Here is a 25,766-nt window from a genome sequence, read left to right on the forward strand (position 1 = left end):
CCGTGTCCGGGCTGGCTCTACTGCCTGCGTCAGTCGCGGGCTGCGGTCAGGTGCTCCGCGTGCTCCTGGAGGGAGCGGACACCCACGTCGCCGCGGTTGAGCGCGTCGATGCCCTGGACGGCGGCGGCGAGCGCCTGGACCGTGGTCAGGCAGGGGACGCTGCGGGCCACGGCCGCGGTGCGGATCTCGTAGCCGTCGAGGCGGCCGCCGGTGCCGTACGGGGTGTTGACGATCAGGTCGACCTGGCCGTCGTGGATCAGCTGGACGATGGTCTTCTCGCCGTTCGGGCCCTCGCCCTCGCTGAGCTTGCGCACCACGGTGGCGTTGATGCCGTTGCGGCGCAGCACCTCGGCGGTGCCGGAGGTGGCCATCAGCTCGAAGCCGTGGGCGACGAGCTCGCGCGCCGGGAAGATCATCGAGCGCTTGTCGCGGTTGGCGACGGAGATGAAGGCGCGGCCCTTGGTGGGCAGCGGGCCGTAGGCGCCGGCCTGCGACTTGGCGTAGGCGGTGCCGAAGACGGCGTCGATGCCCATGACCTCGCCGGTGGAGCGCATCTCGGGGCCGAGGACGGTGTCCACGCCACGGCCGTGGATGTCGCGGAAGCGCGACCACGGCATGACGGCCTCCTTGACGGAGATCGGCGCGTCGATCGGCAGGGTGCCGCCGTCGCCGGTCTTCGGCAGCAGGCCCTCGGCGCGCAGCTCGGCGATGGTGGTGCCGAGCGAGATGCGGGCGGCGGCCTTCGCGAGCGGGACGGCGGTGGCCTTCGAGGTGAAGGGGACGGTCCGGGAGGCGCGCGGGTTGGCCTCCAGGACGTAGAGGATGTCGCCGGCCATCGCGAACTGGATGTTGATCAGGCCGCGGACGCCTACGCCCTTGGCGATGGCCTCGGTGGAGGCGCGCAGGCGCTTGATGTCGTAGCCGCCGAGGGTGATCGGGGGCAGGGCGCAGGCGGAGTCGCCGGAGTGGATGCCGGCTTCCTCGATGTGCTCCATGACGCCGCCGAGGTACAGCTCGTGGCCGTCGTAGAGGGCGTCGACGTCGATCTCGATCGCGTCGTCGAGGAAGCGGTCGACCAGCACGGGGCGGGTCGGGGAGATCTCGGTGGACTCGGCGATGTACGACTCCAGGCGGGTCTCGTCGTAGACGATCTCCATGCCGCGGCCGCCGAGCACGTAGGACGGGCGCACCAGGACCGGGTAGCCGATCTCGTCGGCGATCGCCTTCGCGCCCGCGAAGGTGGTGGCGGTGCCGTGCTTGGGGGCCGGCAGGCCGGCCTCGGCGAGGACCTGGCCGAAGGCGCCGCGGTCCTCGGCGGCGTGGATGGCCTCCGGCGGGGTGCCGACGACGGGGACGCCGTTGTCCTTGAGCGCCTGGGCGAGGCCGAGCGGGGTCTGGCCGCCGAGCTGGACGATGACGCCCGCGATGGGGCCGGCCAGGGACTCGGCGTGGACGATCTCCAGCACGTCTTCCAGCGTGAGCGGCTCGAAGTACAGGCGGTCGGAGGTGTCGTAGTCGGTGGAGACGGTCTCCGGGTTGCAGTTGACCATCACGGTCTCGTAGCCGGCGTCGCTGAGGGCGAAGGAGGCGTGGACGCAGGAGTAGTCGAACTCGATGCCCTGGCCGATGCGGTTCGGGCCCGAGCCCAGGATGATCACCGCGGGCTTGGTGCGGGGCGCGACCTCGGACTCCTCGTCGTACGAGGAGTAGAAGTACGGGGTCTTCGCGGCGAACTCGGCGGCGCAGGTGTCGACCGTCTTGTAGACCGGGCGGACGCCCAGCGCGTGGCGGACCTCGCGGACGACGTCCTCGCGCAGGCCGCGGATCTCGGCGATCTGGGCGTCGGAGAAGCCGTGGCGCTTGGCCTCGGCGAGCAGCTCGGGGTGGAGCTTCTCGGCGGCGGCGAGCTCGTCCGCGATCTCCTTGATGAGGAAGAGCTGGTCGACGAACCAGGGGTCGATCTTCGTGAACTCGAAGACCTCTTCCTGGGTGGCGCCGGCGCGGATGGCCTGCATGACGGTGTTGATGCGGCCGTCGGTCGGGCGGACCGCGGTGGCGAGCAGCTCGTCCTTGTCGCCGGTGGGGCCGACGAAGGTGAACTGCGAGCCCTTCTTCTCCAGGGAGCGCAGGGCCTTCTGGAGGGCCTCGGTGAAGTTGCGGCCGATGGCCATGGCCTCGCCGACGGACTTCATCGTGGTGGTGAGGGTGGCATCGGCCAGCGGGAACTTCTCGAAGGCGAAGCGCGGGGCCTTGACGACGACGTAGTCGAGGGACGGCTCGAAGGAGGCCGGGGTCTTCTCGGTGATGTCGTTGGGGACCTCGTCGAGCGTGTAGCCGATGGCCAGCTTGGCGGCGATCTTGGCGATCGGGAAGCCGGTGGCCTTCGACGCGAGCGCCGAGGAGCGGGAGACGCGCGGGTTCATCTCGATGACGATGACGCGGCCGTCGACGGGGTCGATCGCGAACTGGATGTTGCAGCCGCCGGTGTCGACGCCGACCTCGCGGATGATCGCGATGCCGATGTCGCGCAGCCGCTGGTACTCGCGGTCGGTGAGCGTCATCGCCGGGGCGACGGTGATCGAGTCACCGGTGTGGACGCCCATCGGGTCGAAGTTCTCGATGGAGCAGACGACGACCACGTTGTCCTTGGTGTCGCGCATCAGCTCCAGCTCGTACTCCTTCCAGCCGAGGATGGACTCCTCCAGGAGCACCTCGGTGGTCGGGGAGAGCATGAGGCCCTGGCCGGCGATGCGGCGCAGCTCGTCCTCGTCGTGGGCGAAGCCGGAGCCGGCGCCGCCCATGGTGAAGGAGGGGCGCACGACGACGGGGTAGCCGCCGAGGGTGTCGACGCCCTTGATGACGTCGTCCATGGTGTGGCAGATGACCGAGCGGGCGGACTCGCCGTGGCCGATCTTGGCGTTGACGGCCTCGACGACGCCCTTGAAGAGCTCGCGGTCCTCGCCCTTGTTGATGGCCTCGACGTTGGCGCCGATGAGCTCGACGCCGTACTTCTCCAGCACACCCTGCTCGTGCATGGAGATGGCGGTGTTGAGCGCGGTCTGGCCGCCGAGGGTCGGCAGCAGCGCGTCGGGGCGCTCCTTCGCGATGATCTTCTCGACGAACTCGGGGGTGATCGGCTCGACGTACGTGGCGTCGGCGATCTCCGGGTCGGTCATGATCGTCGCGGGGTTGGAGTTGACCAGGATGACCCGCAGGCCCTCGGCCTTGAGGATGCGGCAGGCCTGGGTGCCGGAGTAGTCGAACTCGGCGGCCTGTCCGATGACGATCGGGCCGGAGCCGATGACCAGGACGGACTGGATATCGGTGCGCTTAGGCACGCTCGGCCTCCATCAGGGCGGTTTCCATCAAAGACGTGAAGCGGTCGAAGAGGTACGCGGCGTCGTGCGGGCCGGCGGCCGCCTCGGGGTGGTACTGGACGCTGAAGGCCGGCTGGTCGAGCAGCTGGAGGCCTTCGACGACGTTGTCGTTCAGGCAGACGTGGGAGACCTCGGCGCGGCCGTAGGCGGTCTCGGAGACCTTGTCCAGGGGCGCGTCGACGGCGAAGCCGTGGTTGTGCGCGGTGATCTCGACCTTGCCGGTGGTGCGGTCCTGGACCGGCTGGTTGATGCCGCGGTGGCCGTACTTCAGCTTGTAGGTGCCGAAGCCGAGCGCGCGGCCGAGGATCTGGTTGCCGAAGCAGATACCGAAGAGCGGGGTCCTGCGCTCCAGCACACCCTGCATGACGGCGACGGGGCCGTCGGCGGTGGCCGGGTCGCCCGGGCCGTTGGAGAAGAACACGCCGTCGGGGTTCACCGCGTACACGTCCTCGACGGTGGCGGTGGCGGGCAGCACGTGCACCTCGATGCCGCGCTCGGCCATCCGGTGCGGGGTCATGCCCTTGATGCCGAGGTCGATGGCGGCGACGGTGAAGCGCTTCTCGCCGATCGCGGGGACGACGTACGTCTCCTTGGTGGCGACCTCGGCGGAGAGGTTCGCGCCCTTCATCTGCGGCTGCGACTTGACCTTGGCCAGCAGGGCCTCGTCGCGGATGCCCACCCAGGCCTCGCCGGAGAAGATGCCGACGCGCATGGCGCCGCGCTCGCGCAGGTGGCGGGTCAGGGCGCGGGTGTCGATGCCGGAGATCCCGACGACGCCCTGCTTGACGAGCTCCTCGTCCAGCGAGCGCTGCGAGCGCCAGTTGGAGGGGACGCGGGCGGGGTCGCGTACGACGTAGCCGGCCACCCAGATGCGGGAGGACTCGGGGTCCTCGTCATTGACGCCGGTGTTGCCCACGTGCGGGGCGGTCATCACGACGACCTGCCGGTGGTACGACGGGTCGGTGAGGGTCTCCTGGTAGCCGGTCATGCCGGTGGAGAACACGGCCTCGCCGAAGGTCTCCCCCACAGCGCCGTAGGCGCGGCCGCGGAAGATCCGACCGTCCTCCAGGACGAGTACGGCGGGAGCTTTGGCTGCTCCCCTGGTGGAGGTCGTCATCGTTCGGCGCCTTCCGTCGTGATGGATGAGTTCTGTGTTACTAGCGTGTCGATGCTTCGAACCCAGGCGGCGTGTTCGGCCGCGCGGTCGGAGCGGAATCCGGAGTCGATCAGCTTGTCGCCGTGCGCCCAGGTGACGACGAGCAGACCGCCCTCGGTGAGTACCTTGCCCGCGATTCCCTTGTCGAGGCGGGCGCCGCGCAGCTGCGCGGCCGGTACGAAGAAGTCGCCCGCCCCCGGTCGGACCACGTCCAGGCCCGCGTCGGTGAGCGTGAGCTCGACCCGGCTGCGGACGCCCAGACCGTGGGCGACGATCCGGTCGAGCCACTGCCCGGCGGTGGTGGAGCCGTGGTACCGGCCGGTCAGGGCCAGCCGGTGCTCGGGGAGGCCGTCGGGGGCGGCGGGCAGCTCCGGCAGATCGTTCTGCAGAGCGCCGCGCCATTTCCAGCCCTGCCGCATCAGCCAGTAGACGAACGCGATGAAGACGACCAGGCCGATCACCCATGCGATGCGGGCGCCGAAGCTGGTCACCTCCGCCGACTGTCGTTCGGCGGCCTCGGCGGCCAGTTGGATTACTGCAGGTGTCACGCCAGTTTCCCGTCCACGACCGTTGCCCGGCCCCGCAGGAAGGTATGAGTGACGCGCCCCGGCAGCTCACGGCCCTCGTAAGGCGTGTTGCGGCTGCGGGAGGCGAAATGTGCGGGGTCCACGACACCACGGTACGAGGTATCGACCAAGGTCAGGTTCGCGGGTTCACCTGCCGAGACGGGACGGCCGTGGTTCTCCAGGCTGCCGATGCGCGCCGGAGCGAAGGACATCCGCTCGGCGACGCCCGCCCAGTCGAGCAGTCCGGTCTCCACCATCGTCTGCTGGACGACGGAGAGCGCGGTCTCCAGGCCGACCATGCCCATGGCGGCGGCGGCCCACTCGCAGTCCTTGTCCTCGTGCGGGTGCGGGGCGTGGTCGGTGGCGACGATGTCGATCGTGCCGTCGGCGAGCGCCTCGCGCAGGGCCAGCACGTCGCGCTCGGTGCGCAGCGGCGGGTTGACCTTGTAGACCGCGTTGTACGAACGCACGAGCTCCTCGGTGAGGAGGAGGTGGTGCGGGGTGACCTCGGCGGTGACGTCGATGCCGCGGGACTTGGCCCAGCGGACGATCTCGACGGAGCCGGCGGTGGAGAGGTGGCAGATGTGGACGCGGGAGCCGACGTGCTCGGCGAGCAGGACGTCGCGGGCGATGATCGACTCCTCGGCGACGGCCGGCCAGCCGCCGAGCCCGAGTTCGGCGGAGACGATCCCCTCGTTCATCTGGGCGCCCTCGGTGAGGCGGGGCTCCTGCGCGTGCTGGGCGACGACGCCGCCGAAGGCCTTCACGTACTCCAGGGCGCGCCGCATGATCACGGCGTCGTCCACGCACTTGCCGTCGTCGGAGAAGACGGTGACGCGGGCGGCGGACTCGTGCATGGCGCCCAGCTCGGAGAGCTGCTTGCCCTCCAGGCCGACGGTGACGGCGCCGATGGGCTGCACGTCGCAGTAGCCGGACTCCTTGCCCAGGCGCCAGACCTGCTCGACGACGCCGGCGGTGTCGGCGACCGGGAAGGTGTTCGCCATGGCGAACACCGCCGTGTAGCCGCCGGAGGCCGCGGCGCGGGTGCCGGTGAGGACGGTCTCGGAGTCCTCGCGGCCGGGCTCGCGCAGGTGGGTGTGCAGGTCGACGAGGCCGGGCAGGAGGACCTGGCCCTCGGCCTCGATGACGGTCGCGCCCTCGGCGGAGAGGTTCTGCCCGACCTCCGCGATGGTCTCGCCGTCGATCAGGACGTCCTGCGCCTCGCCACCGAGTACCTTCGCGCCACGAATCAGGATCTTGCTCATGGTTACTTGCTCTCCTCGGTACGCGTGGCGGCGGGGGTGGTGGTGACGGCGGGCTCGGAGCCGCCGAGCAGCAGGTACAGCACGGCCATCCGGGTGGAGACGCCGTTGGCGACCTGCTCGACGGCCGTGCAGCGGTCGGAGTCGGCGACCTGGGCGGTGATCTCCATACCGCGGTTCATCGGGCCGGGGTGCATCACGATGGCGTGCTCGGGCATCTTCGCCATGCGGTCGCCGTCGAGCCCGTACCGGCGGGAGTACTCGCGCTCGGTCGGGAAGAAGGCGGCGTTCATGCGTTCGCGCTGCACACGCAGCATCATCACCGCATCGGACTTCGGCAGCACGTCGTCGAGGCTGTACGAGACCTCGCAGGGCCAGCTCTCGACGCCGATCGGGACCAGGGTGGGCGGGGCCACCAGGGTGACCTCGGCTCCGAGGGTGTGCAGCAGGTGGACGTTGGAGCGGGCCACGCGGCTGTGCAGGATGTCGCCGACGATGGTGATCCGGCGGCCGTTCAGGTCCTTGCCGAGGCCGGCGTCGCGGCCGACCAGGCGGCGGCGCATGGTGAAGGCGTCCAGCAGGGCCTGGGTGGGGTGCTCGTGGGTGCCGTCGCCGGCGTTGACGACGGCGGAGTCGATCCAGCCGGAGGTCGCGAGCCGGTAGGGGGCGCCGGAGGCGTGGTGGCGGATGACGACCGCGTCGGCGCCCATGGCCTCCAGGGTCAGCGCGGTGTCCTTCAGGGATTCGCCCTTGGAAACGGAGGAACCCTTTGCGGAGAAGTTGATGACGTCGGCCGAGAGCCGCTTGGCGGCCGCCTCGAAGGAGATCCGGGTACGGGTCGAGTCCTCGAAGAAGAGGTTGACGACGGTGAGGCCGCGCAGGGTGGGCAGCTTCTTGATCGGCCGGTCCGCGACGCGGGCCATCTCCTCGGCGGTGTCGAGGATCAGGACGGCGTCGTCGCGCGTGAGATCGGCGGCCGAGATGAGGTGGCGCTTCATCTGGATGGCTCCGTAGGTCGGGAGGGCGGGCGGACTGACGTGCGCAGGTGCGGGCGGGCAGGGCAGGACTCGGCGCGGGCCCATCGGGGCCCGTCACTCGGACGGTCTACTGGCCTGCTGCCTGGGTGGTCCGCTGGCCGAGCAGCACGGCGTCACGGCCGTCCTCCTCCTGGAGCTGGACCTTGACGGTCTCCCGCAGCGACGTGGGGAGGTTCTTGCCGACGTAGTCGGCGCGGATCGGCAGTTCGCGGTGGCCTCTGTCGACGAGGACGGCGAGCTGCACGGCGCGGGGGCGGCCGAGGTCGCCGAGGGCGTCGAGGGCGGCTCGGATGGTGCGGCCGGAGAAGAGCACGTCGTCGACGAGGACGACCAGGCGGCCGTCGAGGTCGTCGCCGGGGATCTCGGTGCGACCGATCGCGCGGGCGGGCTTCATCCGCAGGTCGTCGCGGTACATGGTGATGTCGAGGGAGCCGACCGGGATCTTCGTACCGGTGATCTCTTCGAGCTTGGCGGCCAGCCGGCGGGCGAGGTAGACACCGCGGGTGGGAATGCCGAGGAGCACCACGTCGTCGGCACCCTTGGCGCGTTCGACGATCTCGTGGGCGATGCGGGTCAGGACCCGCGCGATGTCCTGCGCCTCGAGCACGGGGCGCATGGAATCGGTGTTCTGCTGAGTGTCCATGAAAAGGACCTCCTTCTCCGCCTCACGGGACGGACCTTAAAGGACGTCTGATGTACGTCTCACACGGTACCAGGGAGAGACCGGTGACTCGGACCGGGCCGGTTCGGAAATGACTCTCTCGCGGCTGCCGGGAGGGACCCCCCGGGGGGCGACGAAGACCATTCGGCTTGACGCATCCAAGTAACGCTGCGTAACCTCACAGTGAGTTACCAGCCGCGCGGCGGAGCCGCACGTAGTTACGTAGTCGCAGTGTCCATCAGTCACAGCGTCACAGCGTCCGGGAGCGTTATGTCCAGCGAATACGCCAAACAGCTCGGGGCCAAGCTCCGCGCCATCCGCACCCAGCAGGGCCTTTCCCTCCACGGTGTCGAGGAGAAGTCCCAGGGCCGGTGGAAGGCCGTCGTCGTCGGTTCTTACGAGCGCGGGGACCGCGCCGTGACCGTCCAGCGTCTCGCCGAGCTGGCGGACTTCTACGGGGTTCCGGTTCAGGAACTGCTGCCGGGCACGACTCCCGGCGGGGCGGCCGAGCCGCCGCCGAAGCTCCGTCTCGACCTGGAGCGCCTGGCCGGGGTGCCCGCCGAGAAGGCCGGCCCGCTGCAGCGTTACGCCGCGACGATCCAGAGCCAGCGCGGCGATTACAACGGCAAGGTGCTGTCGATCCGCCAGGACGACCTGCGCACCCTGGCCGTCATCTACGACCAGTCGCCCTCGGTCCTGACCGAGCAGCTGATCAGCTGGGGCGTGCTGGACGCGGACGCGCGTCGCGCGGTGGCGCACGAGGAACTCTGAGTTCCGGGCCCCAGACCAGCAGAAACGTTTACCGGTGGGTGCCGGACCCTTGCGGGGGTCCGGCACCCACCGGTTTTTTCGTTCCCTCGCGCCGCATACGGAAGGGCCCGCAACGCTGCCGTTGCGGGCCCTTCCGTAAGGCGTTGCCGGCTCCGGGCCGTGCGGTCAGCTCTCGCTGCGCCGCAGGTTCGGCTTCAGGTCCTTGAAGCGGGCCAGCATCCCGTTCACGAACGAGGGCGACTCGTCCGTCGAGAACTCCTTCGCCAGCTGGACGGCCTCATCGATGGCCACGGCGTCCGGGGTGTCGTCCACCCAGATCAGCTCATAGGCGCCGAGCCGCAGGATGTTCCGGTCCGCGACCGGCATGCGGTCGAGCTCCCAGTCCACGGCGTAGGTGACGATCAGGTCGTCGATGCGGTCCACCTTGTCGGCGTAACCCTCGACGAGATCCATCGTGAAGGCGCTGACCGGCGGCTGCCGGTCGTCCGACCGCGCGTGGCGGATCCAGTCGGCGAGGACCTCGCGGACGGGCACGTCGCGCTGGTCGGCCTCGAAAAGGATCTGGAAGGCGCGCTTGCGCGCATTGCTCCGAGCAGCCACGGGTTAGTTGCTCTTCCGGCCGAGGTAGTCGCTGGTGCGGGTGTCGACCTTGACCGTCTCGCCGGTGGTGACGAAGAGCGGGACCTGGATCTCGTAGCCCGTCTCCAGCGTGGCGGGCTTGGTGCCACCGGTGGAGCGGTCGCCCTGGACGCCCGGGTCGGTGTGCTCGATCTTGAGCTCGACCGCGGTCGGGAGCTCGACGTAGAGCACCTCGCCCTCGTGCTGGGCGACGGTGGCGGTGAAGCCCTCGATCAGGAAGTTCGCGGCGTCGCCGACAGCCTTCTTGTCGACCATCAGCTGGTCGAAGGTCGTCATGTCCATGAAGACGAAGTACTCGCCGTCCATGTACGAGAACTGCATGTCACGGCGGTCGATGGTGGCCGTCTCGACCTTCGTGCCGGCGTTGAACGTCTTGTCGACGACCTTGCCGGAGAGCACGTGCTTGAGCTTGGTGCGCACGAAGGCCGGGCCCTTGCCGGGCTTGACGTGCTGGAACTCGACGACGGACCAGAGCTGGTCACCGTCGAGCTTGAGCACCATGCCGTTCTTGAGGTCGTTCGTGGAAGCCACGGTTGCGGAATCTCCTGCACTGGAAGACCACGGGTGCGCGCACCGACCGGGCAGAGCCGGCTAGAGCGCGAGCAGCTCCTTGGTCGTAATGGTGAGTAGCTCGGGACCGCCGTCCGCCTCGGGGCGTACGACGAGCGTGTCATCGATCCGGACACCTCCCCGGCCCGGGAGGTGAACCCCCGGTTCGACGGTGACCGGCACGCAAGCGTCCAGTTTACCCATTGCCGTAGGTGCAAGCTGCGGGTCCTCGTCGATTTCGAGGCCCACGCCGTGTCCGGTCCACGGAGCAAGGTCCTCCGAGTGCCCCGCGGAGTCCAGAACGGAGCGTGCGGCATGGTCCACGTCCCGGTACGCGGCCCCCGGCAGGAGGGCCTCCCGCCCGGCCCGCTGAGCGGTGAAGACGAGGTCGTACAACTCGATCTGCCAGTCGGCCGGACTGGTGCCGATCACGAAGGTCCGCCCGATCTCGCACCGGTAGCCACGGTAGTTGGCGCCCAGACAGACCGTCAGGAAGTCGCCCTCCTCCACCCTGCGGTCGGAGGGCCGGTGCCGGGAGCGGCCGGAGTGCGGGCCGGTGCCCACGGAGGTGGGGAAGGCGGGGCCGTCCGCCCCGTGGTCGACGAGCCGGCGCTCCAGCTCCAGGGCGAGGTGCCGCTCGGTGCGCCCCACGAGGATCGATTCCAGCAGCTCGCCGAGGGCCTGGTCGGCGATCTCGGCGGCGATCCGCAGGCAGGCGATCTCCTCCTCGTCCTTGACGAGGCGCTGCTGTTCCACTGCGGTGCCGAGGTCCGCGAGGCGCAGTTTGGGCGCCACGGAGCGCAGGGCCCGGTGCCGGCCGACCGTGAGGTGGTGTTCCTCCACGGCGAGCGAGTCGGCCCGTACGGAGGCGGCCAGGTCGGCGGCGGCGACGGCCGGGTCACCGCCGGGAGCGTCCAGGACGCAGACGTCCAGGCGTTCGTCGAGGCGGCCCTCGTCGGCCTCGCCGGTGGGGGCGCCGGAGCAGAACAGCATGTCCTCGGTGGGGCCGACGAGCAGCACCGCGCCGAGCGGGGAAGCCCCGGAGAGGTAGCGGACGTTCGCCGGACGCGTGATCAGTGCGGCGGCGTTCCCCGCGGCGGCGCATCGGTCGCGAAGCAGGGCCCGGCGGGCGGCGTACACGTCTGACATGTCTTCGAGCGTACGAGCGCCCCGGCGATCCGGCCCGGCGAGCGCGTCCGGACGGGCCCCGGGGAGGTCCGGCCGGATCGGGGGCTAGAAGCCGCCGGGGGCGGCCAGGGCGCGGGCCAGCGCCTCGTCGAGGGCGCGGGCGGTGCCCTCGACGTCGAGGTGGGAGTTGTCGATGATCGGCAGGCCGGAGCCGTACCAGCCGGCCATCCGGCCGTGGATCCGCGCGACCTCCTCGTCGGAGAGCCTGCGGTTGCCCGAGCGGGCCGCGTTGCGCTCCAGGACGATCTCCAGGCCTGGCAGGAGAACCACGGGCAGCAGGGTGGGCCCCACGTGCCGCTTCCAGCCGCCCAGCCCGACGACGGGCCGGTCGGGGAAGACCGCGTCGTCGAGGATGCAGGAGATGCCGTTCGCCAGGTAGTTGCGGGCGGCGAAGCCGCAGGTGCGGCGGGCGAGCCGGTACTGCGCCTCGGAGTGCTCGTTCCAGCCCGCCTGCGGGTCCGCGAAGCCGGAGCAGACCCACTCGCGGACGTCGTCCAGGCTCACGTGGGCCGTCGGCACGGGCCGGGTGCCGGCCCAGTGCCGGGCGACGGTGGTCTTCCCGGCGCCGGCCGGACCGATCAGCAGCACCGCGAGGACGGCCCCGCCGGTGCCCGCGACGGCGGGCGGCAGCGGGATGTGCCCGGTGGCCTCCGGCACGGCGGGCACCGGCTGCGACGGGTACTGCTGATGGGGCTGGTGGGGCGGTTGGTGCTGCTGCTGATGCGGAGACTGCGGCGGGGGCGAACCCGGCCAGCCCTGCGCCGGGGGTATCGGCGGCTGAGGGGGCGCCGACGGATGCGGTCCCGGCTGCCCCCAGCCGGCGCCCGCGCCCCCGCCCCCCACTCCGTGCTGCATCCGCTGCCACTCCGTCTCGTTCAAGCGACTGATGCGAGAACGTTATATGACTGCCGGGACCCGGCCGTCCACCAGCACCGTCAGGCAGAGTGTCAGGCGGAGATCTCGTCCGCCAGTGCCCGCAGCGCGAGCCGGTACGAACCGATACCGAAGCCCGCCACCGTTCCGGTCGCCACGGCGGCGATGACCGAGGTGTGGCGGAACTCCTCGCGGGCGTACGGGTTCGAGATGTGCACCTCGATCAGCGGCGCCGTGCGCTGCGCCGCCGCGTCCCGCATCCCGTACGAGTAGTGCGTGAAGGCCCCCGGGTTGATGACCACGGGAATCTTCCCGTCCGCCGCCTCGTGCAGCCAGCGGATCAGCTCGCCCTCGTCGTTGGTCTCGCGGACCTCCACGTCGAAGCCGAGCTCCTCCCCCAGCTCACGGCAGCTCTCCACGAGCCCCGCGTACGAGGTCGCCCCGTACACGTCGGGCTCGCGCGAGCCGAGCCGGCCCAGGTTCGGGCCGTTCAGCACGAGCACCGGGCGGCTCACGCCGACACCTCGCCGTAGGCGGCGATCAGGTGCGCCGGGTCGGGCCCCTCCAGAACGGTCGGCTTGCCCAGTCCGTCCAGGACGATGAAGCGCAGCAGGTTGCCGCGGGACTTCTTGTCGAGCTGCATGGTCTGGAGCAGCTTGGGCCACTGGTCGCCGCGGTAGGTCAGCGGCAGCCCGACGGCGGCCAGGATCTCCCGGTGCCGGTCGGCCGTCGGGTCGTCGAGGCGGCCCGCGAGCCGGCCGAGTTCGGCGGCGAAGACCATGCCCACGGACACGGCGGCGCCGTGCCGCCACTTGTAGCGCTCGTTCTTCTCGATGGCGTGCGCGAGGGTGTGGCCGTAGTTGAGGATCTCGCGCAGACCCGACTCCTTGAGGTCGCTGGAGACCACGTCGGCCTTGACCTGGATGGAGCGCACGATGAGCTCGGCGGTGTGCGGGCCCTCGGGTGTACGGGCCGCCGCCGGGTCCGCCTCGATCAGGTCGAGGATCGCCGGATCGGAGATGAATCCGGCCTTGATGATCTCGGCGAGGCCGCTGACGTAGTCGTTGACCGGCAGCGAGTCCAGCGCCGCCAGGTCGCACAGCACACCGGCCGGCGGGTGGAAGGCGCCCACCAGGTTCTTGCCCTCGGCGGTGTTGATGCCGGTCTTGCCGCCGACCGCCGCGTCCACCATCGCAAGGACGGTGGTCGGTACGGCGATCCAGCGCACCCCGCGCAGCCAGCTCGCCGCCACGAAGCCCGCGAGGTCGGTGGTGGCTCCCCCGCCGACACCGACGATCACATCGGTACGGGTGAAGCCGGACTGACCCAGGGCCTTCCAGCAGTAGGCCGCCACCTCGATCGTCTTGGCCTCCTCGGCGTTCGGCACCTGGATGGCGACCGCCTCGTAGCCCTGCTCGGCCAGGTCGTCGCGCAGCGCCTCACCCGTCGAGGCCAGCGCCTCGGGGTGGATCACGGCGATCCGCTGGGCCCTCGTACCGATCAGGGAGCCGAGCTCGCCGAGCAGCTGCCGCCCGACCAGCACGTCGTACGCGTCGTGTCCGGCGGTCGCGCCGACCTGGATCCGCGTCACCTGGTCTGTCATACGTCCTTCAACTCCAGAGCGTCGAGGACCGCCTGGGCGACCTCTTCGGGGGTGCGGTCGTCGGTGGCCACCACGACGCGCGCGACTTCGGTGTACAGGGGGCGCCGGGCGTCCATCAGCTCGCGCCACTGGCGGCGCGGGTTGACGGCGAGCAGCGGGCGGGCGGCGCCGAGGCCCACGCGGCGCACGGCTTCCTCGACGTCCATCGACAGGTAGGCGACGGGCAGGCCGGCCAGCAGCGCGCGCGTGCCCTCGTCGAGGACCGCGCCGCCGCCGAGGGCGAGGACTCCGGTGTGCCCGGTGACGGCGGCGGTGACCGCCTGCCGCTCCAGGTCACGGAAGTACGGCTCGCCCTCGTCGACGAAGATGTCGGAGACCTCCCGGCCCTGGGCCGCGACGATGTCGGCGTCGGTGTCCCGGTAGGGGACGCCGAGCCGCTCGGCGAGCAGCGCCCCCACCGTGGACTTGCCGGACCCCATGGGTCCGACGAGGACGACCAGCGGTCCGGCCGTCACCGGATCTGCAGGTTGTCGAGGTACGAGCGGACGTTGCGCCGGGTCTCCGGGACGGAGTCCCCGCCGAACTTCTCGACGACCGCGTCGGCCAGCACGAGGGCGACCATGGCCTCGGCGACGATGCCGGCGGCCGGCACGGCGCACACGTCGGAGCGCTGGTGGTGGGCCACCGTCGCCTCTCCGGTCGCCACGTCGACGGTCGCCAGGGCGCGCGGGACGGTCGCGATGGGCTTCATCGCAGCCCGTACGCGCAGCAGTTCGCCGGTGGTCAGGCCGCCCTCGGTGCCGCCGGAGCGGCCGGAGGTGCGCTTGATGCCCTCGGGCGTGGAGACGATCTCGTCGTGCGCCTGGGAGCCGGGCACGCGGGCGAGCTCGAAGCCGTCGCCGACCTCGACGCCCTTGATGGCCTGGATGCCCATGAGGGCGGCGGCGAGACGGGCGTCGAGACGGCGGTCCCAGTGGACGTGCGAGCCGAGGCCGACCGGGACCCCGTACGCGAGCACCTCGACGACACCGCCGAGGGTGTCTCCGTCCTTGTGGGCCTGGTCGATCTCGGCGACCATCGCCTTGCTGGCGTCGGCGTCGAGGCAGCGCACCGGGTCGGCGTCGAGCTTGTCGACGTCGGAGGGGGTCGGGTAGACGCCGTACGGGGCCTTGGCCGCGGCCAGTTCCACCACGTGCGAGACGATCTCGATGCCGGCGACCTCCTTGAGGAAGGACCGGGCGATCGCGCCGAGGGCGACGCGGGCGGCGGTCTCGCGGGCGCTGGCGCGCTCCAGGATCGGCCGCGCCTCGTCGAAGCCGTACTTCTGCATGCCGGCGAGGTCGGCGTGGCCGGGCCGCGGGCGGGTCAGCGGCGCGTTGCGGCCGGTTTCCTTGAGCAGCGAGGGGTCGACGGGGTCGGCCGACATGACCGTCTCCCACTTGGGCCACTCACTGTTGCCGACCATGACGGCCACCGGGGAACCCAGCGACAGGCCGTGCCGGACGCCGCCCAGGAAGGTGATCTCGTCCTGCTCGAACTTCATCCGGGCACCGCGGCCGTAGCCGAGCCGGCGCCGGGCCAAGTGGTCGGCCACCAGCTCGGTGGTGACCGGGACGCCGGCGGGAAGGCCCTCCAGCGTCGCCACCAGTGCCGGTCCGTGGGATTCCCCGGCGGTCAGCCAACGCAACCTGCTCAACGATGCTCCTCATGCTCGCGCCTGGTACAGCGACGGCGCGATCGGGTGCGCGGCCCGGACCCGCCTGACCCGATCCTCCCATGTCCGCGGGGGTTTCCCGGGCCCCGGTCCAGCCTTCGGACGCCCGAATGGTCAGCGGACCCGCCGGTCGCGCTCGTGGCGCCGGGTGATCGTCGGCCACAGGACGGCGGAACGGAGGAGTCCGATCGAGGCCGCCGCGCCGGCAGCGACAGGCCTCCTAAGGCCACCCCGGCCGTGCCGAAGCGCACGGAGGGGAGGTCCCACTTCGGTCCCGCTTCGGTCCCGCTTCGACGCGCGCATCCGGTCCGCGGGGTGCCCGTCCCCGCCGCCATCGGTGAATACGCAGGTGGGGAGCCTATCGGGAGGCGAGGGCCAGCTCTCCGGCAGCCCGCATGGCGGCGAGCGGACCCGGGGTCCGGCCCGTCATCCGCTCGACCTGGAGCACGGCCTGGTGGACCAGGAGGTCCAGCCCGCCGACGACCTGGCCGCCCCGTCCCGACCATGCGGCGGCCAGCGCGGTCGGCCAGGGGTCGTACAGGACGTCGAAGAGGGTGCCCGCACCCTCGGGCACGGACGCGGCCAGGGCGTCGGTCGTACCGGCCGGGGTGGTGGCGATCACCAGCGGCGCGGACAGGGCCGCGGCCGCCTCGGACCAGTCGGCCGTGCGGACGGGAACACCGAGCCGCTCGCCCCACTGGCGCATCTCGTCGGCGCGCGCCGACGAGCGGACGTACGCGGTGACCTCGCCTGAGCAGATCCGCGCGAGCGCGGCGAGCGCCGAGGAGGCGGTGGCTCCCGCACCGAGGATGGCGGCGGAGGACACCTTCTCCACGCCGCGCTCGTGGAGCGCGGCGACAATGCCGGGGATGTCGGTGTTGTCGCCGAGGCACCGGCCGTCCTCGGTGAACACGACCGTGTTGACCGTCTCGACGGAGGCGGCCGTGTCGCTGACGCCGTCCAGCAGCGGGATGATCGCCCGCTTGAGCGGCATGGTCAGCGACAGCCCGGCCCATTCGGGGCCGAGGCCTGCCACGAACTGCGGGAGCGCGGCCTCGTCGATCTCGAAGCGGTCGTAGGACCAGTCGTCGAGGCCGAGCTCCTGATAAGCGGCGCGGTGCAGCACCGGCGAGAGCGAGTGCTCGATGGGCGAACCCAACACCGCGGCCCTTATGCGTGACATGTCCTACTAACCGCCGTTCTTCTGCTTCTGCCGTTCCTGGAACTCGTTGGCCAGCTTCGTGTGCTCTTCGTAGGTCTTGGTGAAGGTGGTCGTGTTGCCGTCGACCGACACGAAGAACATCCAGCCACCGTGGTCCGGGTTGAGCGTAGCGGTCAGCGCGTCCAGTCCCGGGTTGTTGATCGGACCGGTGGGCAGCCCCTTGATGAAGTGCGTGTTGTAGGGGTTGTCGAAGGCCTGGGCTTCCTTCAGATTGAAGTTGATCTCGCTCTGGTTCTTGACGTAGTTGTACGTCGAGTCGAACTGGAGCTTCTGGTTCGTGACGTCGTTGGTCTTCTTGAGGCGGTTGTAGACCACCTCGGCCATCTTCCGGAAGTCGTCGTGGTTCTTGCCCTCGGCGTTGACGAGGCTGGCGACCGTGACCACCTGGAGCGGATTCTCCAGGCCCAGCTCCTTGGCCTTGCCCTCGATGCCCAGCTCCGCATACTTGTCGGTCGCGTTCTTGACCATCTGCTTGAGCAGGGAGTCCGGGGTGCTGTCCTTGCTGAGGTCGTAGCGCGCCGGGTACAGGAAGCCCTCGAGCGGGTCGATGAGCTTCTGATTGTTGTTCGCCCAGGCCGGCAGGCCGAGGTTCTTGACCTCGCGCTTGGCGAGCTCGGCGGTGGTGCCCTCCTGCTGGCCCAGCTTCTTGTCGATCGCCGCGTACACCGTGGTGTTGCGCATGCCCTCGGCGACGGTGATGACGTTCAGCTTCGAGGGGTCGCTCATCACCTCGACCGCGGACGCGGCCGACATCTGCTTGCGGAGCGGGTAGACACCGGCCTGGATGGCCTTGCCCGGAGGGAGCTTGGACGCGGCGTCGACGAACGCCTGCCCGCTGGCGACGACGCCCGCCTTCTTGAGGATCAGACCCATCGCCATGAGGCCCGAGCCCTTGGGGATCTCGACCTCGACGATCTCGCCGGAGCCCTCCCCCGCGAAGTCCTCGGCCGAGCTGAACCTGGCCTTGATGTAGTTGTAGCCGTAGTAGCCGCCACCGCCGACCACGCCGAGGATGACGACCGCGGCGACCAGGCAGGCCATGCCGCTGCGCTTCTTGGGGCTGCCGCCCTTGGAGCGGCCGCCCCGGCGCCCGTCACCGGGCTCGTCGCCGTCACCGTCGTCCTCGCCGTCCCGGCCGCCGCCCGCGGCGAGGAAGCCGCTCTCCGGCTCCTCCTCGACGGGCTCCGGTTCCAGGTGGCGCTTGCCCGGGGGCTGCGGCGGCGCGTAGGCGTCCTCGGTGCTGTAGTGGTCCGGGGCCTCACCGGGGTAGCCCGTCGCGGGCTGCTGGGTGTAGGGGTCCACGCCCGCGTACGGGCCGTTCTGCACGGCGGAGGTGTACTGGACCTGGCCGGTGTCCCAGCCCTGGCTGTCGTACACCGGCTGCGGCTGCGGCTGGGCGTGCGCCTGCTGCCGGGCCTGGTGCTGGGCCTGCTGCTGGGCGTAGGCACGCTGCTGCGCCTGCTGCTGCTCGGCGTACTGCTGCTGCGCGTACTGCTGCGCCTGCTGCTGCTCGTACGGGTCCTGGGGGTACTGCCCCTGCGGGTACTGCTGCTGCGCGTACTGCCCCTGCTGGTACTGGGGCTCCTGCGGATACTGCTGCTGGTGCTCCGGGTACTGCTGGTACTGCTGTGGCTGGGGGTACTGCTGCTGGTGCTGCGGCTCCTGCGGGTACTCCTGCTGCGGGGCACCGCTGTAGGGCACCTGGCCCTGCTGGGTCTGGTGCCCGGTCCACCCCTGGTCCCCGTAAAGGGGATCCTCGGGGTGCCAGGGTTCGGGGCCACGGCCCCGGCCATACTCAGTCATCGGTCCCCTAGAGCCGCGAGACGGAGGCCGCGGACTCCTTCGTCCGTGGCACCCGGTTCCGCCTCTTTGACGGTGGGCGACGGCTGTTCGAATGCCGTCTCATCGCGCGGAACGTTACCGTATCGCGATCAGACAACCACTTCGACGCACTCACCGGGCGGATTACCTGATACCCGTTCGGTCTCAAGAGCGTTCTGAAGGATCACCACAGCGGCGGCCTGGTCGATGACCGACCGGCCCTTCTTGGCGTTCTTCCCGGCGGCCCGCAGGCCCTGGGCGGCGGTGACCGTGGTCATCCGTTCGTCCACCAGACGGACCGTCACCGGCTTGATGCCCTTGGCGAGTTCGTTCGCGAACACACGCACCTTGGCCGCGGCCGGACCTTCCCGCCCGCTGAGCGAGCGCGGAAGGCCGACCACGACTTCGAGGGGCTCGTACTCCTCGACGAGCTGCCGCAGCCGCCGGTGCGCGAAGGGGATGTCCCGGCCCGGAACGGTTTCCACCGGTGTGGCCAACACCCCGTCGGGGTCGCACGAAGCGACCCCGATACGGGCGTCACCGACATCGATGGCGAGCCGGCGGCCGCGGCGCAGAGTCATCTTCAGGCCGTCTCGACGACGAGGCGCTCGACGGCGCTGATGGCTTCCGCGACGGCGTCCGGGTTCTGGCCGCCGCCCTGGGCCACGTCGGGCTTGCCGCCACCGCCGCCGCCGAGGGTCTTGGCTGCCGCACGGACCAGGTCACCGGCCTTGAGGCCACGCTCGCGGGCGGCCTCGTTGGTGGCGATGACGGTCAGCGGGCGGCCGCCCGACACCGCGAACAGGGCCACGACGGCCGGGCGGTCGCCCTGCCCCGGCAGGTGACCGAGCCGGCCGCGGACGTCGAGGACCAGCTTGCGCAGGTCGTCGGCCCCGGTGCCGTCCGGCACCTGGCCCACGACCAGGGCGACACCGTGGATGTCCTGGGCGCCCGCGGCGAGACCGGCGGCGGCCTGGAGGACCTTCTCCGCGCGGAACTTCTCGATCTCCTTCTCGGCGTCCTTCAGCTTGCCGAGCATGGAGGCGATCTTCTCCGGCAGCTCCTCCGGACGGCCCTTGACCAGCTCCTGGAGCTGGGCGACGACCGTGTGCTCCTTGGCGAGGAAGTTGTACGCGTCCACACCCACGAGGGCCTCGACGCGGCGCACGCCGGAGCCGATGGAGGACTCGCCGAGCAGCTTCACCAGACCCAGCTGGGCGGTGTTGCCGACGTGCGTGCCACCGCACAGCTCCTTGGAGAAGTCGCCGATGGTCACCACGCGGACGCGCTCGCCGTACTTCTCACCGAACTCGGCGATGGCGCCCTGCTTCTTCGCCTCGTCGATGCTCATGATCTCGGCGGTGACGTCGAGCTCGCGCGACAGCACGTCGTTGATCTTCTGCTCCACGTCGGTGAGGACCGAGCCGGGGACGGCGTTCGGGGAACCGAAGTCGAAGCGGAAGCGGCCGGGGCTGTTCTCGGAACCGGCCTGGGCAGCCGTCGGGCCGAGGGCGTCGCGCAGCGCCTGGTGGGTCAGGTGCGTGGCCGAGTGGGCGCGGGCGATGGCCCGGCGGCGGCTCACGTCGATGGCGGCGTACGCGGAGGCGCCCACCGTCACCTCGCCGACCTGGACGGAGCCCTTGTGCACGGAGACGCCCGGGACCGGCTGCTGCACGTCGCGGACGACGATGACGGCGCCCGAGTCGAGCTTGATGCGGCCCTGGTCGGCGAGCTGGCCGCCGCCCTCGGCGTAGAAGGGGGTGCGGTCGAGGACGACCTCGACCTCGTCGCCCTCGGAGGCTGCGGGCGCGGAGACGCCGTTGACCAGCAGGCCGACGATGGTGGACTCGCCCTGGTTGGTGGCGTAGCCCGTGAATTCGGTGGCGCCCGAGCCGTCGGCGATCTCACGGTAGGCGGACATGTCCGCGTGGCCGGTCTTCTTGGCCTTGGCGTCGGCCTTGGCGCGGTCGCGCTGCTCCTGCATCAGGCGGCGGAAGCCGGGCTCGTCCACGGAGAGGCCCTGCTCGGCGGCCATCTCCAGGGTGAGGTCGATCGGGAAGCCCCAGGTGTCGTGGAGCAGGAACGCCTTGTCGCCGGAGAGGACCGTGCCGCCGGTGGCCCTGGTCTCCGTCACGGCGCTGTCGAGGATGTTGGTGCCGCCCTTGATGGCCTTGAGGAAGGCCACCTCTTCGGCGAGCGCGACGGTCTCGATGCGCTTGCGGTCGGTGACGAGCTCCGGGTACTGCCGGCCCATCGTCTCGATCACGACGTTGATCAGGTCCTGGACGACGGGACCGGTGGCGCCCATGAGGCGCATGTTGCGGATGGCGCGGCGCATGATGCGGCGCAGCACATAGCCGCGGCCCTCGTTGCCGGGGGTGACACCGTCGCCGATGAGCATGGCGGAGGTGCGGATGTGGTCGGCGACCACGCGCAGCGAGACGTCGGTGCCCTGGGCGGCTCCGTACTGCACACCGGTCAGCTCGGTGGCCTTGTCCATGACCACGCGCAGGGTGTCGGTCTCGTACATGTTCTGCACGCCCTGCAGGATCATGGCGAGGCGCTCGAGGCCGAGACCCGTGTCGATGTTCTTCGACGGGAGGTCACCGAGGATCGGGAAGTCTTCCTTCCCGTCGCCGGCGCCGCGCTCGTACTGCATGAAGACCAGGTTCCAGATCTCCACGTAGCGCTCGTCGTTGACGGCGGGGCCGCCCTCGACGCCGAACTCGGGGCCGCGGTCGTAGTTGATCTCGGAGCACGGACCGCAGGGGCCCGGGACACCCATGGACCAGAAGTTGTCCTTCTTGCCCAGGCGCTGGATGCGCTCGGCGGGCACGCCGATCACGTCGCGCCAGATCGTCTCGGCCTCGTCGTCGTCGAGGTAGACGGTGATCCAGAGCTTCTCCGGCTCGAGGCCGTAGCCGCCGTCCGCCACGGAGCCGGTGAGCAGCTCCCAGGCGTACTTGATGGCGCCTTCCTTGAAGTAGTCCCCGAAGGAGAAGTTGCCGCACATCTGGAAGAACGTGCCGTGGCGGGTGGTCTTGCCCACCTCTTCGATGTCCGGCGTGCGGACGCACTTCTGGACGCTGGTGAGCGTCGGGGCCGGCGGCTTGGTCTCACCCAGGAAGTAGGGCTTGAACGGCACCATGCCCGCGGGCACCAGCAGCAGAGTCGGGTCGTCCGCGATGAGCGACGCCGAAGGGACAACGGCGTGACCGCGCTCCTCGAAGAAGCTCAGCCAGCGGCGGCGAATCTCGGCCGACTCCATCAGTGGTCCTCATTCCGGTCGTACGTAACCGCCGACTGGTTCGGGCGGTATGTGTTCTTGGTGTTCTCGATGTTCTCGATGGCTCGCAGCCGCCGCGGCCCGGGAAGGGCGGTGACGTTGTCGGGCCGCTCGGGGTCCTGGTGGAGCCCCAGTGCGTCGTTCAGCTCGTCCTCGCGCTGCGTCATTCCCGCCTTGACGTCGAGGGCGAAATCCTTGAGGCGGTGGCCCGCCTCCACGGCCTTGTCGGCCGCCTGGGCCGCGAGGCTTTCCGGCGTCAGCTTCTTCAGCTGGCGGTTGACCTTGGTGGTGGCCCACACGCCGGCGGCCGCGCCGGCGGTGAACCAGAAGGCTCGGCGGAACATCGGCGGTCTCAGCCCTTCTGCCTGCGGCGCCGTGCGGCGGGCACCGTACGGCCAACGATCACGGTTCGTCGGGATGCCTTCGGCGGCGTGCCGCCCGACGTCGCGGCATCCCCCTTGCCCAGCGCCTTGCGGACGCCGTAGCCGAAGGCCGCGACCTTCACCAGCGGCCCGCCGAAGGCGGTGGCCACGGTGGAGGACAGGGCGGAGGCGTTGGAGGTGACCTCCTGGACGTCGCTCGCGATGGCGTCGACCCGGTCGAGCTGGGTGCGCGCGGAGCGGACGGTCGTGGAGGCGTCTGCCAGCAGCGGGACGGCCTGGTCGGTCACGTCCGCCACCAGCTTGGTGGTCGCCCTGAGCACCTGGGCCAGCCTCACCAGGGCCACGGCCAGGAAGGAGATCAGGATGGCCCAGAAGACGGCCACGATGATCCCGGCCACCTCTACACCGGACACGTCACACCGCTCTCTGTCTGTTCCTGAAGTGCAGGACTATTCGCCCTCCGACCCTATCGCGCCGGAGATCCCCGGCCGTACCCGAATTCGGGGAGTAGGGGTCCCGCCTTGAACGCAGCGCATCCGGACCAGTACCCTCCGTGTCCCATGGGACAGAGACCCCTTCGAAGTGCCGCCGGGGGCAATCTTCCCTCGGAGCTCAGCCGGTTCATCGGGCGGGGTGGCGAACTCGCCGAGCTGGTGCGGCTCCTGGAGCGCTCCCGGCTGGTGACGGTGACCGGTGTGGGCGGGGTGGGCAAGTCCCGGCTCGTGCTCGCTGCGGCCCGGGGCGCCGCCGAGGGAACGCAGGAACGCTACTGCGACGGGGTGTGGCTGGCCGAGCTGGCATCCCTACGGGACCCTGCGCTGCTGGAGTTGGCCCTCGCCGAGGCGCTGGAGCTGACCGACCACACCACCCGCCCGCTGCCGACCGTCCTGGCCGAGCACCTGGCCGGGCGACGGCTGCTGCTGGTTCTGGACGGCTTCGAGCAGCTGGTCGACGAGTGCGCCGACCTGGTACGGGAACTGCTGCGCCGCTGCCCCGGCCTGCGGGTCCTCGCGGCGGGCCGGCGCCCGCTGGCCGTGGACGGGGAGCTGGTCCTCCCGTTGGCCCCGCCGGTCCCGGAGGAGGCGCTGGCCCTGCTGGCGGCGCGGGCCGCGGCGGCGGACCCGGCCTTCGCCGTGACCGCGGACAACCGGGCCGCGCTGGTGGAGCTGTGCGCCCGGCTCGACGGGATTCCGCTGGCCCTGGAGCTGGCGGCGGGCCGGCTGCGGACGCTGTCCCCCGCGCAGGTGCTCACCCGGCTGGAGGACCGCTTCGCGCTGCTGACGGGCGGTGCGCGCGGCGGGCTCGCCCGGCACCGGGCGCTGCGCACGGCCATCGGCTGGAGCCACGAGTTGTGCACGCCGGCGGAGCGGCTGCTGTGGGCACGGCTGTCGGTCTTCGCGGGGCAGTTCGACCTCGAGGCCGTCGAATACGTGTGCGCGGGCCCGGATCTGCCGGTGGAGGACGTGCTCGACCTGGTCGGGGAGCTCCTGGCCCAGTCGCTGCTGGTCCGGGAGGAGACGCCCGCCGGGGTGCGCCTGCGCATGCTGGAGACCGTACGGGTGTACGGAGCGGGCTGGCTGGAGTCGCTGGGCGACGCCGGCCGCCTGCGGCGACGCCACCGGGACTGGTACCTGGGGCTGGCCACCTGGTGCGAGCTGGACTGGTTCAGCCCGCGCCAGGAGGAGGTGGCCGCGCTGGTGGAGACGGAGCTGCCGAACCTCCGGCTCGCCCTGGAGTGCTGCCTGGACGAACCGGACGAGGCGCATCTGGGCCAGTACCTGGCGGGGGCCCTGTGGTTCTACTGGGCGGGCTGCGGACGTCTGACCGAGGGCCGGCACTGGCTGGAGCGGACGCTGGAGCCGGTGGAGGACCGGGCGGCGCCGGAGTACGAGAGTTCACGGCTGAAGGCCCTGTGGGTGCTGGGCTACGTCGCGGCGCTGCAGGGGGACGCGGCGGCCTCGATGAGCGCCCTGTACGAGTGCCGGGACGGGGCGGCGCAGAGCGGGAACCCGGTGGCTGCGGCCTACGCCGTGCACCGGATGGGCTGCCTGGCGCTGGTCTCGGACGATATGACGCGGGCCCGGGAGCTGCTGGGCGCGGCGCTGGAGCAGTACCGGGCGGCCGGCGAGCTGAACAGCAATGTACTGATGTGCCAGGTGGAGCTGGGGATGGCGCTGGCCTTCCTCGGCGACCTGCCGGGCGCGCTCGCGCTGTGCGGTGAGGTCCGGGAGATCTGCGAGGAGCGCGGGGAGCGCTGGACGAAGGCGTACGCCTTGTACGTCCTCGCGTACGCGGCCCTGGACGCGGGACGCACCTCGGAGGCCCGGCTGTTGCTGACCGAGTGCGTGGCGATCAACCACGTCTTCCACGATCTGGTCGGGCTGGTGCTCGCGCTGGAGCTGCTGGCTCTGGTCACGGTCGCGGAGGGGGACGCGGCCGAGGCCGCGGTGCTCCAGGGCGCGGCGGAGGCGATGTGGGGCGGGGTGGGGCTCCAGCTGTTCGGCTCGGGGTACTTCAACGCCCCGCGGCTGATGTGCCAGGAGCAGGCGGGCGAGCTGCTGGGCGCCGAGCGCTGCGCGGCGTACGAGGCCGAAGGGCGCGAGCTGAGCCGTGAGGCGCTGGTCGGGCGGGCACTGCGCGATCCGCAGGAGCGCGGCGGCGGCCCCGGCGGGGCGCCCCGGCAGGCGGGACGGCTGCGCGGCTCCCGGGTGGCGACGGGCGCGGCGGCGGAGCAGCCGTAGGACCGAGGCCGTAGCCCTCGAGGCCTTAGCGCCCGGTGCGGTCCCGGAAACGGAAGACCCGCCGCCCCCCGGAGGGGACGACGGGCCTCGACCAGCCTGTGAGGGCTACGCCTGCATCAGCGGGCGTAGTACTCGACGACGAGCTGCTCGTCGCAGATGACCGGGATTTCCTTGCGGTTCGGGTCGCGGTCCAGGCGGAAGGCCAGGGCCTTCAGGTTGACCTGCAGGTAGCGCGGGGTCTCGCCCTCGCCTGCGTAGCCACCCTCGCGGGCAACCTGGAACGGAACCTTCTCGCGGCTGCGCTCGCGCACGGTGATGACGTCGTCCGGACGGACACGGAACGACGGCTTGTCGACCTTGTCACCGTTGACCTCGATGTGGCCGTGAACGACCATCTGGCGGGCCTGGTAGATGGTGCGGGCGATGCCCGAACGCAGGACCAGGGCGTCGAGGCGACGCTCGAGCTCGACGACAAGCGCCTCGCCCGTCTTGCCTTCGGCCTTCTTGGCGCGGTCGTACGCGCGGGCCATCTGACGCTCAGAGATGTCGTACTGAGCGCGCAGACGCTGCTTCTCGAGCAGACGAACCTTGTAGTCCGAGTTCTGCTTGCGGCCACGGCCGTGCTCGCCCGGCGGGTAGGGGCGGGCCTCGAAGTACTTGACGGCCTTCGGGGTCAGCGCAATGCCGAGGGCACGCGACTTCTTGACCTTGGGTCGCTTCTGGTTCACGGGGAACCTACCTCCATGTAAGTTAGGTGAGGCTTACCTTAGCGAGGAGGACGTAATGTCTCGACCACATGGGATCCCCCTGCCCAGTGCGCATCGAAGTTCGGATTCCAACGAAACGGAATCCGCTTTCGACGACGATAAGCAAGGTCAGCCGCGTCCCAGGGAAGGCGTTCGGCAGCTCACCGGAGC

General features: G+C 70.7%; 23 protein-coding genes. 2 read left to right on the forward strand and 21 right to left on the reverse strand.

Annotation, left to right across the window (positions count from 1 at the left end; all coding sequences use genetic code 11):
• Positions 1-29: 29 nt before the first annotated feature.
• The 6 genes from carB to pyrR form a co-directional block, all read right to left on the reverse strand.
• Entirely contained in the window at positions 30-3,338 is a 3,309-nt protein-coding gene (gene carB, locus ACIQZO_RS14680) for a carbamoyl-phosphate synthase large subunit (RefSeq protein ID WP_403625336.1), read from the reverse strand.
• Entirely contained in the window at positions 3,331-4,494 is a 1,164-nt protein-coding gene (gene carA / locus ACIQZO_RS14685; protein ID WP_403625339.1) for a glutamine-hydrolyzing carbamoyl-phosphate synthase small subunit, read from the reverse strand. Before carA ends, carB begins: the two co-directional genes overlap by 8 nt.
• Positions 4,491-5,081, reverse strand: coding sequence for a hypothetical protein (locus ACIQZO_RS14690; RefSeq protein ID WP_403625342.1), 591 nt, complete (start codon positions 5,079-5,081; stop codon positions 4,491-4,493). Before ACIQZO_RS14690 ends, carA begins: the two co-directional genes overlap by 4 nt.
• A complete protein-coding gene (locus tag ACIQZO_RS14695) occupies positions 5,078-6,364 on the reverse strand; it encodes a dihydroorotase (protein WP_403625345.1) in 1,287 nt (428 codons plus the stop codon). The genes ACIQZO_RS14690 and ACIQZO_RS14695 overlap by 4 nt, the downstream gene beginning before the upstream one ends.
• Positions 6,365-6,366: 2 nt before the next feature.
• Positions 6,367-7,359 carry an aspartate carbamoyltransferase catalytic subunit gene (locus tag ACIQZO_RS14700; RefSeq protein ID WP_398563786.1) on the reverse strand — a complete coding sequence of 331 codons (993 nt, stop codon included), beginning with the start codon at positions 7,357-7,359 and terminating at the stop codon, positions 6,367-6,369.
• Positions 7,360-7,465: 106 nt separating this feature from the next.
• The gene (pyrR, locus tag ACIQZO_RS14705; protein WP_403625348.1) at positions 7,466-8,041 is read right to left on the reverse strand and encodes a bifunctional pyr operon transcriptional regulator/uracil phosphoribosyltransferase PyrR; all 576 of its coding nucleotides are present in this window, start codon (positions 8,039-8,041) and stop codon (positions 7,466-7,468) included.
• Between the two features lie 288 nt (positions 8,042-8,329).
• Here pyrR and bldD point away from each other — a divergent pair, with 288 nt between their 5' ends.
• Positions 8,330-8,830 (forward strand): transcriptional regulator BldD, encoded by a 501-nt coding sequence (gene bldD / locus ACIQZO_RS14710; protein ID WP_030008755.1) that lies wholly within the window; start codon positions 8,330-8,332, stop codon positions 8,828-8,830.
• A gap of 165 nt (positions 8,831-8,995) precedes the next feature.
• Here bldD and nusB read toward each other — a convergent pair whose 3' ends face one another.
• The 14 genes from nusB to ACIQZO_RS14780 form a co-directional block, all read right to left on the reverse strand.
• Positions 8,996-9,430 (reverse strand): transcription antitermination factor NusB, encoded by a 435-nt coding sequence (gene nusB, locus ACIQZO_RS14715; RefSeq protein WP_403625352.1) that lies wholly within the window; start codon positions 9,428-9,430, stop codon positions 8,996-8,998.
• Positions 9,431-9,433: 3 nt separating this feature from the next.
• On the reverse strand, positions 9,434-10,000 hold the full coding sequence (gene efp, locus ACIQZO_RS14720; protein ID WP_403625355.1) for an elongation factor P: 567 nt from the start codon (positions 9,998-10,000) through the stop codon (positions 9,434-9,436).
• Between the two features lie 60 nt (positions 10,001-10,060).
• Positions 10,061-11,167, reverse strand: a complete 1,107-nt coding sequence (locus ACIQZO_RS14725) for an aminopeptidase P family protein (protein WP_403625358.1) — start codon at positions 11,165-11,167, stop codon at positions 10,061-10,063.
• Positions 11,168-11,251: 84 nt separating this feature from the next.
• On the reverse strand, positions 11,252-12,061 hold the full coding sequence (locus ACIQZO_RS14730; protein ID WP_403625759.1) for an AAA family ATPase: 810 nt from the start codon (positions 12,059-12,061) through the stop codon (positions 11,252-11,254).
• Between the two features lie 92 nt (positions 12,062-12,153).
• Positions 12,154-12,594 (reverse strand): type II 3-dehydroquinate dehydratase, encoded by a 441-nt coding sequence (aroQ, locus tag ACIQZO_RS14735; protein WP_403625361.1) that lies wholly within the window; start codon positions 12,592-12,594, stop codon positions 12,154-12,156.
• Positions 12,591-13,682 (reverse strand): 3-dehydroquinate synthase, encoded by a 1,092-nt coding sequence (aroB, locus tag ACIQZO_RS14740; RefSeq protein ID WP_403625364.1) that lies wholly within the window; start codon positions 13,680-13,682, stop codon positions 12,591-12,593. Before aroB ends, aroQ begins: the two co-directional genes overlap by 4 nt.
• Positions 13,679-14,197, reverse strand: a complete 519-nt coding sequence (locus tag ACIQZO_RS14745) for a shikimate kinase (RefSeq protein WP_403625367.1) — start codon at positions 14,195-14,197, stop codon at positions 13,679-13,681. The genes aroB and ACIQZO_RS14745 overlap by 4 nt, the downstream gene beginning before the upstream one ends.
• A complete protein-coding gene (gene aroC, locus ACIQZO_RS14750; RefSeq protein ID WP_403625370.1) occupies positions 14,194-15,378 on the reverse strand; it encodes a chorismate synthase in 1,185 nt (394 codons plus the stop codon). The genes ACIQZO_RS14745 and aroC overlap by 4 nt, the downstream gene beginning before the upstream one ends.
• A 376-nt stretch (positions 15,379-15,754) precedes the next feature.
• A complete protein-coding gene (locus tag ACIQZO_RS14755; protein ID WP_403625373.1) occupies positions 15,755-16,579 on the reverse strand; it encodes a shikimate dehydrogenase in 825 nt (274 codons plus the stop codon).
• Between the two features lie 6 nt (positions 16,580-16,585).
• Positions 16,586-18,421, reverse strand: coding sequence for an endolytic transglycosylase MltG (gene mltG / locus ACIQZO_RS14760; protein WP_403625376.1), 1,836 nt, complete (start codon positions 18,419-18,421; stop codon positions 16,586-16,588).
• Positions 18,422-18,549: 128 nt separating this feature from the next.
• Positions 18,550-19,020 carry a Holliday junction resolvase RuvX gene (gene ruvX / locus ACIQZO_RS14765; protein ID WP_403625379.1) on the reverse strand — a complete coding sequence of 157 codons (471 nt, stop codon included), beginning with the start codon at positions 19,018-19,020 and terminating at the stop codon, positions 18,550-18,552.
• Positions 19,021-19,022: 2 nt separating this feature from the next.
• On the reverse strand, positions 19,023-21,707 hold the full coding sequence (gene alaS / locus ACIQZO_RS14770; protein WP_403625382.1) for an alanine--tRNA ligase: 2,685 nt from the start codon (positions 21,705-21,707) through the stop codon (positions 19,023-19,025).
• Positions 21,707-22,069 carry a DUF6167 family protein gene (locus ACIQZO_RS14775; protein WP_403625385.1) on the reverse strand — a complete coding sequence of 121 codons (363 nt, stop codon included), beginning with the start codon at positions 22,067-22,069 and terminating at the stop codon, positions 21,707-21,709. The genes alaS and ACIQZO_RS14775 overlap by 1 nt, the downstream gene beginning before the upstream one ends.
• Before the next feature lie 8 nt (positions 22,070-22,077).
• A complete protein-coding gene (locus ACIQZO_RS14780; RefSeq protein ID WP_403625388.1) occupies positions 22,078-22,521 on the reverse strand; it encodes a DUF948 domain-containing protein in 444 nt (147 codons plus the stop codon).
• A 147-nt stretch (positions 22,522-22,668) separates the two neighbouring features.
• Here ACIQZO_RS14780 and ACIQZO_RS14785 point away from each other — a divergent pair, with 147 nt between their 5' ends.
• Entirely contained in the window at positions 22,669-24,849 is a 2,181-nt protein-coding gene (locus ACIQZO_RS14785; RefSeq protein WP_403625391.1) for an ATP-binding protein, read from the forward strand.
• A 116-nt stretch (positions 24,850-24,965) separates the two neighbouring features.
• Here ACIQZO_RS14785 and rpsD read toward each other — a convergent pair whose 3' ends face one another.
• Positions 24,966-25,577, reverse strand: coding sequence for a 30S ribosomal protein S4 (rpsD, locus tag ACIQZO_RS14790; protein ID WP_008740451.1), 612 nt, complete (start codon positions 25,575-25,577; stop codon positions 24,966-24,968).
• Between the last annotated feature and the right edge of the window lie 189 nt (positions 25,578-25,766).

The sequence above is a fragment of the Streptomyces sp. NPDC097617 genome (genome assembly GCF_044761485.1).
GTDB lineage: Bacteria > Actinomycetota > Actinomycetes > Streptomycetales > Streptomycetaceae > Streptomyces.